The sequence below is a fragment of the Phocaeicola sp. genome (genome assembly GCF_048170425.1).
In the GTDB taxonomy this organism is placed as follows: Bacteria; Bacteroidota; Bacteroidia; order Bacteroidales; family Bacteroidaceae; genus Phocaeicola.
The window spans coordinates 1-9,377 of sequence record NZ_DBEXBB010000189.1; the positions used below are offsets into that span (position 1 = coordinate 1).

The 9,377-nt window shown below is 39.6% G+C and carries 10 protein-coding genes and 1 pseudogene; 5 read left to right on the plus strand and 6 right to left on the minus strand.

Annotated features, from left to right (window positions below; all coding sequences use genetic code 11):
• The 3 genes and pseudogenes from ACMJ0U_RS07330 to ACMJ0U_RS07340 all read left to right on the plus strand — a co-directional run.
• Nucleotides 1-229 (plus strand): annotated as a pseudogene (locus ACMJ0U_RS07330) (peptidase); the annotation flags it as partial.
• A gap of 5 nt (nucleotides 230-234) precedes the next feature.
• Nucleotides 235-936: a PRTRC system protein B gene (locus tag ACMJ0U_RS07335; RefSeq protein ID WP_417129239.1), complete on the plus strand. Its 702-nt coding sequence runs from the start codon at nucleotides 235-237 to the stop codon at nucleotides 934-936.
• Nucleotides 933-1,715, plus strand: a complete 783-nt coding sequence (locus ACMJ0U_RS07340; protein WP_417129241.1) for a PRTRC system ThiF family protein — start codon at nucleotides 933-935, stop codon at nucleotides 1,713-1,715. The genes ACMJ0U_RS07335 and ACMJ0U_RS07340 overlap by 4 nt, the downstream gene beginning before the upstream one ends.
• Before the next feature lie 58 nt (nucleotides 1,716-1,773).
• On the opposite strand, the gene ACMJ0U_RS07345 is transcribed toward ACMJ0U_RS07340, so the two are convergent.
• A complete protein-coding gene (locus ACMJ0U_RS07345) occupies nucleotides 1,774-2,079 on the minus strand; it encodes a helix-turn-helix transcriptional regulator (protein ID WP_032946547.1) in 306 nt (101 codons plus the stop codon).
• Nucleotides 2,080-2,396: 317 nt separating this feature from the next.
• On the opposite strand from ACMJ0U_RS07345, the gene ACMJ0U_RS07350 reads away from it, so the two are divergent.
• A complete protein-coding gene (locus ACMJ0U_RS07350; RefSeq protein ID WP_004326371.1) occupies nucleotides 2,397-2,678 on the plus strand; it encodes a helix-turn-helix domain-containing protein in 282 nt (93 codons plus the stop codon).
• Nucleotides 2,675-2,968, plus strand: a complete 294-nt coding sequence (locus ACMJ0U_RS07355) for a helix-turn-helix domain-containing protein (RefSeq protein ID WP_013619141.1) — start codon at nucleotides 2,675-2,677, stop codon at nucleotides 2,966-2,968. The genes ACMJ0U_RS07350 and ACMJ0U_RS07355 overlap by 4 nt, the downstream gene beginning before the upstream one ends.
• Before the next feature lie 317 nt (nucleotides 2,969-3,285).
• On the opposite strand, the gene ACMJ0U_RS07360 is transcribed toward ACMJ0U_RS07355, so the two are convergent.
• The 5 genes from ACMJ0U_RS07360 to ACMJ0U_RS07380 all read right to left on the minus strand — a co-directional run.
• A complete protein-coding gene (locus tag ACMJ0U_RS07360) occupies nucleotides 3,286-3,498 on the minus strand; it encodes a transposase (RefSeq protein WP_417129249.1) in 213 nt (70 codons plus the stop codon).
• 320 nt (nucleotides 3,499-3,818) lie between these two features.
• The gene (locus ACMJ0U_RS07365; protein ID WP_417129243.1) at nucleotides 3,819-5,015 is read right to left on the minus strand and encodes an OmpA family protein; all 1,197 of its coding nucleotides are present in this window, start codon (nucleotides 5,013-5,015) and stop codon (nucleotides 3,819-3,821) included.
• 15 nt (nucleotides 5,016-5,030) lie between these two features.
• Nucleotides 5,031-7,607 (minus strand): hypothetical protein, encoded by a 2,577-nt coding sequence (locus ACMJ0U_RS07370; RefSeq protein WP_417129245.1) that lies wholly within the window; start codon nucleotides 7,605-7,607, stop codon nucleotides 5,031-5,033.
• A 469-nt stretch (nucleotides 7,608-8,076) separates the two neighbouring features.
• Nucleotides 8,077-8,934: a copper resistance protein NlpE N-terminal domain-containing protein gene (locus ACMJ0U_RS07375; RefSeq protein WP_417129246.1), complete on the minus strand. Its 858-nt coding sequence runs from the start codon at nucleotides 8,932-8,934 to the stop codon at nucleotides 8,077-8,079.
• Nucleotides 8,935-8,997: 63 nt separating this feature from the next.
• The coding region (locus ACMJ0U_RS07380) for a helix-turn-helix domain-containing protein (protein WP_417129247.1) at nucleotides 8,998-9,377 on the minus strand (380 nt) is incomplete at its 5' end.

The window sequence follows — 9,377 nt, forward strand, 5'->3', positions numbered from 1 at the left end:
GCCACCGCTCGAATATCAGATTCTGCTTACATATTCCATTACGGATACGGTTACCAAAGACATGGAAAGCTGTTTCAGTACTGACTGTCAGGAGACATATAACCAGACTCCCGTATCATTTACCTTCATCACACCGGAAACAGAGGAACTTTTCAAACCGGACAACTATCCGGAGCGTTTCTCCTGTTGGTTTGAGAAATTTGTAGAACATGTTACCTATAATTTATAAACATCATGAATGAACTGACAAAAAACATACAGAAAATGATGGTACCGAAGGCGGCTATCATAGCCTACAAATATGAAGACAGAAGAAATTTTGATACCAGGTACTTCATAGAATTGCGTCCCATCGGAAAAAACGGACAGATGGGAGCAGGTATCCCCGTCACATACGAATTCATGAATACCCTGCTGGAATCCTATACGGAGGAAATGAGCGGGATACCGGCAGGCAGAGTCCCCGAAAACATGCTGGCCTGCAATCCAAGAAAAGGACAGGAAGAATATATCTGGTACAATCCGCCCGGAAAGAGACAGATGTTCTTTCACAAAGATCTCAATATACAGGACGGCATGTTCAATCTGCCGGGAATTGTCTTCCATGTAAAAAACGGAAGCATGGACGTATTCGCCTTCAAGGGAAAACGTCCGGTGGAGACGACTCCGCTGTTCCGTGCCCCGTTCTTTAACGTGACCGGATCAAGTGTCTGCCTTGGCAGCAGTTCTTTGGAAAAGCCACAGAACCCGACTTTCCTTTCCCTGCTGGAATACTGGGAAAAACGGTTCTGGCTGACTGAATTCTCCCATCTGGGAGGAAATGTGAATCCTACAGTTTCAAATCTTGTCATCGTCGCCGAGAACATAAGAAACAATCCGTTCGACATGAACGAACTCAAGCCCATGAATAAAAAACTTAAAGACATACTTCCATGAAAAAGATACATTTTACCGACCGCTACCTGCTCAATCCGCGTCATCCGGTAACGGTATTCGTCATCGGAGCAGGAGGTACCGGCTCACAAGTGATAACCAATCTTGCACGCATGAGCATGGCACTTCAGGCATTGGGCCATCCCGGACTGCATGTCACCGTATTCGATCCCGACACAGTAAGCCAGGCCAATATAGGACGACAGCTTTTCAGTGAGACGGAACTGGGACTGAACAAGGCCGTATCACTAGTCACACGCATCAACCGTTTCTTCGGATACGCATGGACTGCCGAACCGCAATGCTTCCCCACTAGGAACTTTTCTGACAATAGCACAGCCAATATCATCATAACTTGTACGGATAATATACGTTCACGTCTTACGCTTTGGAAGTTCCTGAAGAAAGTCCGCAAAGAAAACTTCAGTGACCATTCGGCTCCCATATACTGGATGGATTTCGGGAACAGCCAGACAAAAGGACAGGTCATTATCGGGACGGTACGTGAGAAAGTTCTCCAACCTTCTTCACAGGAATATATTCCCATGCCTAAAATGAATGTCATCACCGAAGAAGTGGACTATGCAAAAATCAAGGAAAAGGAATCGGGGCCGAGCTGTTCACTGGCGGAAGCCCTGGAAAAACAGGATCTGTTCATTAACTCCACACTGGCACATATCGGATGTGATCTGCTCTGGAAAATGTTCAAGGAAGGAAAGACACTGTATCGCGGTGCCTATGTCAATCTGGAGACATTGAAAGTGACTGCAATCCCAGTATAATGCATAAGTGACCGTATGTATCATCTTTCCATCAGAATACGGTCACTTATTCTATTTGCTACTTATTATTTACTATGTTCTTACCTCGCTGGAGAAGGAAACTCTGTATCTCTGAGGCGAGATAGAATGATTTCCCGTTCTTTTCCACCGAGTAATATTTAATCTTGCCCTCTTGCCTGTAACGTGCCAAAGTTCTTTGTGACACACCAAGGAGTTCTGCCAAATCCACATTATCAAGCAGTCTGTCTCCGTTCATACATTCTTTCAGACGGTTCATCTGGTCCAGTTTCTTTTCAATGCGAGTAAATCCCTCTACCATGGTTCCTATCAGTCTTTCGAGTATCTCATTATCTATATATGACATAATTCCAATGTTTAAGTGAATAAATCGATACTCCCGTTGTGCGCACTCAAGAGTATGTACTTATAATAGTGAAAATAGTATGCCTGAATCTAAGATAAAGGCCAATATGCTTATAAATTCATGATAATCAAGTATATAAAATTCTACTATTTTATGTTGGTGTAAACCAAAAGTGTAAACTATGTAATACAAAATTGGAAACGGGTTAACACAGCCACCAACAATGACATCTGATGCTACCTGACGACACCTAATGACAACATTTTGTATCATATACATATTCAAAATACATTTGTACAAACTCAACTTTTTTGGATATGGAAATCATTGGAATTGAAACAGCTACATATGAAAAGACTTTAAAGGAAATTGAAAACTTCCTTGATACCATTGATAAATTGATAACAGCTTCTTCACAGAAAACAATAGGGGAATGGTTGGATAATCAAGAAGTTTGCCTGATTCTCAAAATTTCTCCCAGAACATTACAGAATCTTAGAGATACAGACCAAATCTCTTATTCTCAAATTGGAAAAAAGATTTATTATAAAAAAGAAGATATTCAGAAGTTCATTGAAAAACACAACAGAAAATTATGAGCAAAGTAATTACCCAAGATAATGAGCAAGTTATTCAGATATACAATAGGTTAAAAGATACGCTAACAAGACTCGAAGATATTCTGAAGAACAACAACCCAACATTTAATGGGCATAGATATATGAATGATGCAGAGTTGGCAAATTACCTTAAAGTATCAAGACGCACTTTACAAGAATATAGAAATAATGGAATCTTATCCTATTATCAGATTGGAGGTAAAATTTTATATCGGGAATCTGATATAGAAGAACTTCTTGAGAAAAATAGACAGGAAGCATTCCGTTAAATATTTCTTGGAATTTTCGTTGATTTTCAAAGCAAAAATCAGTATCTTTGCAATACTGACAAAGAGTTGTATATCAGTGCAGAACAAAGAAGTTCAATCGAGGTGAAATAGGTGGACTAAATGACAAACAACAAGATAAGTAATTGATTATTAGCGATAAAAAACATAAGGTTCCGCCCCCAGGCGGATCACTCAAAAAAGGCGGTTATCTTAAAGGTAATCGCCTTTTTTCTTTGTTTATGCCATTCAAATGGATTTAGGAAATCAAGGAATCAGCGTAAAAACGGATCAACGTAAAAATCTGAGGGATTCATTGTTTAAGCATAAGTTTTAGCCAGTCTGAAAAGGAAGAGCGCCTTATCCTTGACTCCCCTGAATTGTGAACGAAAGTCCTTTATTTTAGCATTGAAGGATTCAGATGCGGCGTTTGTGGAACGCTTCTCAAAGAAGTTCATATAATTATCCCCCTCATTTTCTTTTGTTCTTGAAAAAGAAGAATGAGGGGGATATAATTGCTCAATTTTCAGTATTGTCTCTTTTTATCTATACAACCTAATCTTGAAATTTAGGAGACTCTTGTTTGAAAACCGAGGAATGAGGTGAAACTTAATTTGCTTAAGAGCTTTTCTACAGTAAAGAGTTGGGCTCTTTTATTCAGCTTCTTCACCCCAAAGGTCTATATCTGTCGGAGCACTCCGTAAAGACAGAATGATTTTTACTCCACAGATTACAACTAACATAAGGTAACTAAGTACATAATATATCATATTGACTATTTATTTGTCTAAAGAATGCCTATAAAGAAATTCATGTGTTTGTTATTTTAAAGCTAGAGACTAACTTTTGTAAGTTATGGTATATGATTCCAGTAATCCATATTGGTGATAATTTCAACAATAATTTTTCGGTCGCCTTCCCGTATCTTGTCAGATGTATCCTGAGAGGCATAGGATATTTTCTTACCGACTCCTCTTGCTTTTAGATTTTCTGCAGGTACTCCTCTTTTGATAAGGGCATCAACAATGACTTCTGCACGCTTTTGTGACAATTTCATATTGTACTGAGAAGAACCTTTTGCGTCCGTACAACCGGTGATAAGGTATTTCCTGTTTGTGTCTGTCTGCATAAAACGGGCTATTTTGTCAATTACAGCTGATGACTGCTCAGTGAGGTCTGCCTTGTCAAATTCAAAATAGATTGTATTAAACAAATCACATAACATATTGTTTTGACTTTCTATGATTTTTTCTACAGTCACTGGCTTTTCCACCACTTTTTCCACGATTTTCTCTACGTATTGTATGGTCGGTTTGCTTTGTTTGGATTTTCCTCCAATACGCCATATAAATCGTATTGTACCTTGCCATGAATTGGCTATGTTCTTGTAGGGCATAACAAGGTAGTCGGCTTGCAGTCCGATACCTGCATGATCATTAAGCCACATATTGACTCCGGCACCTAATGAAATAGGTATCAGATTATGTCTGTCATCTCCTTCTTTGTTGTAATCGTTGGAGAAGTTCCATCCCATCTGGTCATTGTTTACTCCTTCTGTTCCACTGTAGTCAATTTTGAAATTCTTGTACATATAATTTACTCCTGCTCGCAGGAATGGATCAATGTATTGTGAGTGGAAATATTCTCCCAGACGCCATTGAAGACCAGCTCCTGCCATGCTGAGCCACCTTGATTTTTTGCCATTGTTTACTGGATCTGAACTATAGTTCAGTGTGCCTTGTAAGTCAAGGTAAAAATGAGAATTCAATTCGCGGGCAAGGTATAAATGTCCTCCGAAAAGAAGGTCTTTTTTACTGGTGTCTAGTGAGTATCCTCCAGATTCGTTCGTATAGAACCGGATGACGTTGAACCGTGTCATTTGAAGTCCGTTGGCACCTATACCTATTTCCCATGCTTTGGATTTACATTCAGTATTACTGTATAAACTATGTATGTTGTCGTTTGAGGCAGCACTTTGTGCATTAACCCGTAGGGCAATGCACAAAATAGTTACCAAGGAAAATCGAATATGAATTTTGTTTGTATACATTCGTCTGTTGTTTTTTTATTCTTCGTAAGTTACTTCTACTGTTGGTAGTTCATAGTTGGAAGCATACTTTTCAATGAAAAAAGTATTGCTGTCTGCACTTTTTCTCAGATATCCCAGATTGTATCTGTAGAAATAAGCTTCCGTACTGTTAGTTATAAATATGTAGGAATTTAAAAATGGCGTAAGTACCTTGAAGGTCGGAACGTTCGCAGATGATGGGTTGTTGGAACTTGAAGCTTCTTGTGTACCGGCTGTAGATGTAAACTTAAAGTAGACAGATGCCATTTTAAGTGCTCGTGCCTCTTCTTCGGTATATGCGTTAGGGGTTACGTATTCTGCTCCGTTTGCACCGACAGTTCTGGTTGTTGTATATTTGTAGATTTTGGTGAAATCTATGTTTGAAAAATCCAACTCACCTTCTGCAGAGTCAAAGGATGAAGACTCTCCGTTACGCAACGTTTTCAGTTTGATTTTTTTCAATGTAGGACCCACCTGGTAAGGAGCTAGCAAACAGACTCCATTCCACTGATATTCGTCTCCGTAGTATGGTTCTCTGGATTTAACCGTATAGTAGACATCGCTTCCATCCCAGTAATTATCCTGATTATTCTTGAATTGCATGGGATTTTTTTGTATGAACCGGTAAGTATAAATATAATAATTTGTTCCGTTGTAAGATGAATTGGAGTTTAGTTTCTGGTCTTTCAAGATACTGCTAGGGGTATTCTTGTCAGAAATCTTATAAGCATCCAGATATATTTTTCCACTGTTCGGAAGGTATGAGGGAAGATTTTGCCAATCATCGTCAGGATTCATTTTACGCTGTATGTTAAAGTATAGAAACTGATAGTTATATAAAGTGTTATTATCATCTCGAAGTACGATTCTTAATTGTACTCGGTTGGGAACGTATGTATTTTTAGCTGAGGCTTTTGGGGAGCTTCCTTGTAGGGTAACCTCTTTTACTATCCCCCAGCGTGAATCTACACTTTGAATTTGTGGCAAGTCTTCTTTGGGGATAATGAATTCTCCTTTATCATTTGCTGTATAGGTTTTCTGGGCATCGAGTCCCGGCATTCCTTTTACTGTTGCATAGGGAGCCGGTTCTCCTGCCTCATCGTATACTCTATAGAGAACTCCTCCGTCGGTAGTACGCACATATTCTCCAAACTCAGATTGAGAGTATTGTGCGATTACGTTGGGTATTCCTTTTATAACCTCTACTGTAGCTCCAGGTTTTCCAGGTTCACCTGGCTTTCCATCTTTTCCGTTTTGGCCATCTTTTCCTCTCAGGTACTCATAAAAATCTGTGATTGTATTTTTTTCGCAATCCCATATGCTTCCGTCTTTATAGTCGGTAAGAGCATCCGGTGTGTTACAACGTCGAGCCAGGTCGTCTTTCCATACTTCGTATGCAGATAAGCCATTGGTTCCGTTTTCACCTGCCTTACCAGTCAGGTAATCAAAGAAATCATTTTCTGAAGTCCTGTTTGTAGGCCATTTTTGTCCTGGGTTTTTCGGATCGTTCAGGTTGCCGGTAGATACAGTTTCTTTCCACAACTCATAGGCAGACTTTCCATTATCTCCGTTAGCTCCACTCAGGTAGACATAAAAATCTGTCAACGTATTTTTATCTTCTGGCCATACCTGTCCGTTTTTGTCAAGAATTTTTCCACTTTCTACATCTTTTGCCCATAGTTCATATGCGGAAGATCCGTTGCTTCCGTCCTGTCCTTTGGCAGAGATTTGGGTATCAGTCTCTCCAATCCACCAGTTTCCATTTTCACCTACATAAGGAGATAATCCATCTTTCCCTTTTACGGCAACCCCCGTGTCTGTAGTTCCAACCCACCAGTTACCGTTGTTACCCACGTAGGGTGAAAGTCCGTTATCTCCCTTGTCACCTTTATCTCCTTTGGCTGAAACTCCTGTATCAGTAGAACCGATATACCAGTTTCCGTTTGCTCCTACGTGAGGCGTTACTCCATTTGTTCCATTTTGTCCTTTCAGAAATAGGAAAAAGTCGGTCTGTGTAGTTTGATTTTGCGGCCAGTCAAGTTGTCCTTGCATGACAAGTTGTTTCCATTGTTCATAGGCTGACAGTCCGTCTTTTCCATTCAGTCCATCCATTCCGTTTTGCCCAGATACTCTGATTTTGGTATCCGTATTGTTGATCCACCAGTTACCGTTATCTCCTACATAAGGAGATACTCCGTCTCTTCCGCAAATAAAATTCCAGAAGTCGGGCTCAGTGTTTCTTGTCGGTGGCCAGATTTGCGAAGGGTTATGAGGGTCTGTCACGTCACCTTGTGCAATCATGGCTTTCCATTGTTCGTATGCAGACAAGCCATTTTCTCCTTTATCTCCTTTTTCTCCTTTGATATAAACTAGAAAATCTGCCAGATCGACTTTGTCGGAAGGCCAGTTTATATGTCCCGCCTTTACTTCTTCTTTCCATATCTCATAAGCAGACTTTCCGCTGTTTCCTTGAGGGCCTTGCGGTAGCTCAAAGCCGATATTGCTGCATGAGTAAAAGAAAATGTATAGCAGCATTGCTAGTAAATAGCTCTTACTTTTTGTTTTTGTGTACATAATTTAATTGATTAAAAAGTTCTTATTGTATTGTATTCCGTTGATTGGTTTTGATTGTAAAAACGTTGTGTATGCCGTTGCGAATTTTCAACATCGAAAGAGTGAGGTATACAGCAGAAGGGAAGAGTGAATCACTTCTGTCATACAAGTTAAGCTTGTTGGATCTGTTTCAAGATTCTATACTTTACTTTTGTTTGTAGGATAGTATTATTCTTTATTTTTCCCTTACTAAAGAAGTAGGGTGACAAATATCGTTATTATTTTTGGTTTGCAGGTTACACATATTATCCTCTTGGTTGTATGTACTTTATGGCTTCTTTCATATCTTCGTGGAGTAAGTTTTTTATCGTGATTTCTTTCGGTTTGCTCCTTTTCTTGTGCTTGATATAAGGATAGGGATATATACAAATTCGGCGGAATCTCTTTATCAGTTAAAAAGATTCCACCGGAATAGTTTTAAGACTGATAATTACTCTTCTTTGTATTGGTATTCTTTATTGTTGATAATCAGTGTAGCGTTCTGATGGTTCCCGAGCTGCCATTCTGTTTTTCCGTCAGTGTATATAGCGGTATGGGCAGAGGCTTCCGTTTGTGGAAGGGTGTAGCAATGCTCTGGAGACGTGCCGATTAGTTTTACAATGGCTCGTTGCTCATCCGTGTAATATACTACATCCAGGAAAGAGGGAGCTTCATTATCTTCTTTTTCTGTGAGAGTATAAAAACAGTTGGTGGGAGTAAGTGAGGTAAAGTTATAAGATGTTGTACCATTTTGGAAGACCAGTCTCTTGTCTGAAGATTCCTGATTGGTTTTGAGCAGAAGTTTCAAAGAACTTCCGGGTTTGACGTATTCTTCAATTGAATCATTCTGCTGGTTTTGCTCCAGATTGTACTCCATGTCTTTGAAGTAAAGGTCTGCATACTGCTGTCCGTTTCGGCTGTATGTTCTGAGAGTTGCATCTTCTCCACTTTGATCTTCTTTGAAAAGTTGTGAGATACAGATTTCTGGCAATCCTTTTTGAGGGGATATGCGTTTCAGTGCCATATTTTGGCACAACAATCCTTTGTCGGATGGAGTAAGCTGCATGTTGTTGTCTAGCAGCAGACTCTTGCTGCTATAAGAACTTTCTATTTCTCCATAGGTGATGAATGTTTCGGGATGGGTAATGTATTTCTCCAGCAATTCGTATTTATTGCCGTTAATGGCCAATAAAACGTAGATACCCGGACAGTCGGCGGCTGGTAATATGCCTTCGTAAATACCGTCCTCTGTGTGAGGGGTTGTACATGATGATAACAGAAGGGTAATTGCAAGGAATCCTGATTTCAAGATTCTGCATTTCTTGTTTAAGGGATAAGTTTTCATTTGTGGTAATATAATTGTGTTGATAGTTTATTCGTTAGTAAGAAGAGCCGGATTTTTTTGAGAAGTCTGATGCCGTAGTGCACTTTCTTTTTTGCGTATTTCGTTGGGACTGCCTCCAATGTTTCTTTTACAGTAAGTGGTAAAATGAGAAAATGTTTTGAAGTGGTACTCCAGCATTATTTCTTTGATGGTCTGATTTGTCTCTTTCAATTTGTATTCTATTTCACAAGTGGTCTGTTTTTGTAGCCATTGGTAGGGGGTGTTTCCATGAAAACTGTTTTTGAACAATTGGTTAAAGATGTTGATGTTGTATCCACATGCAATAGCCAGCTCTTTGGCAGTTCGGCAAGCTTTGTAGTGCTTCATGACTGAAACATAGAACTGAAGTTCTTTTGATAGTGCGTCAC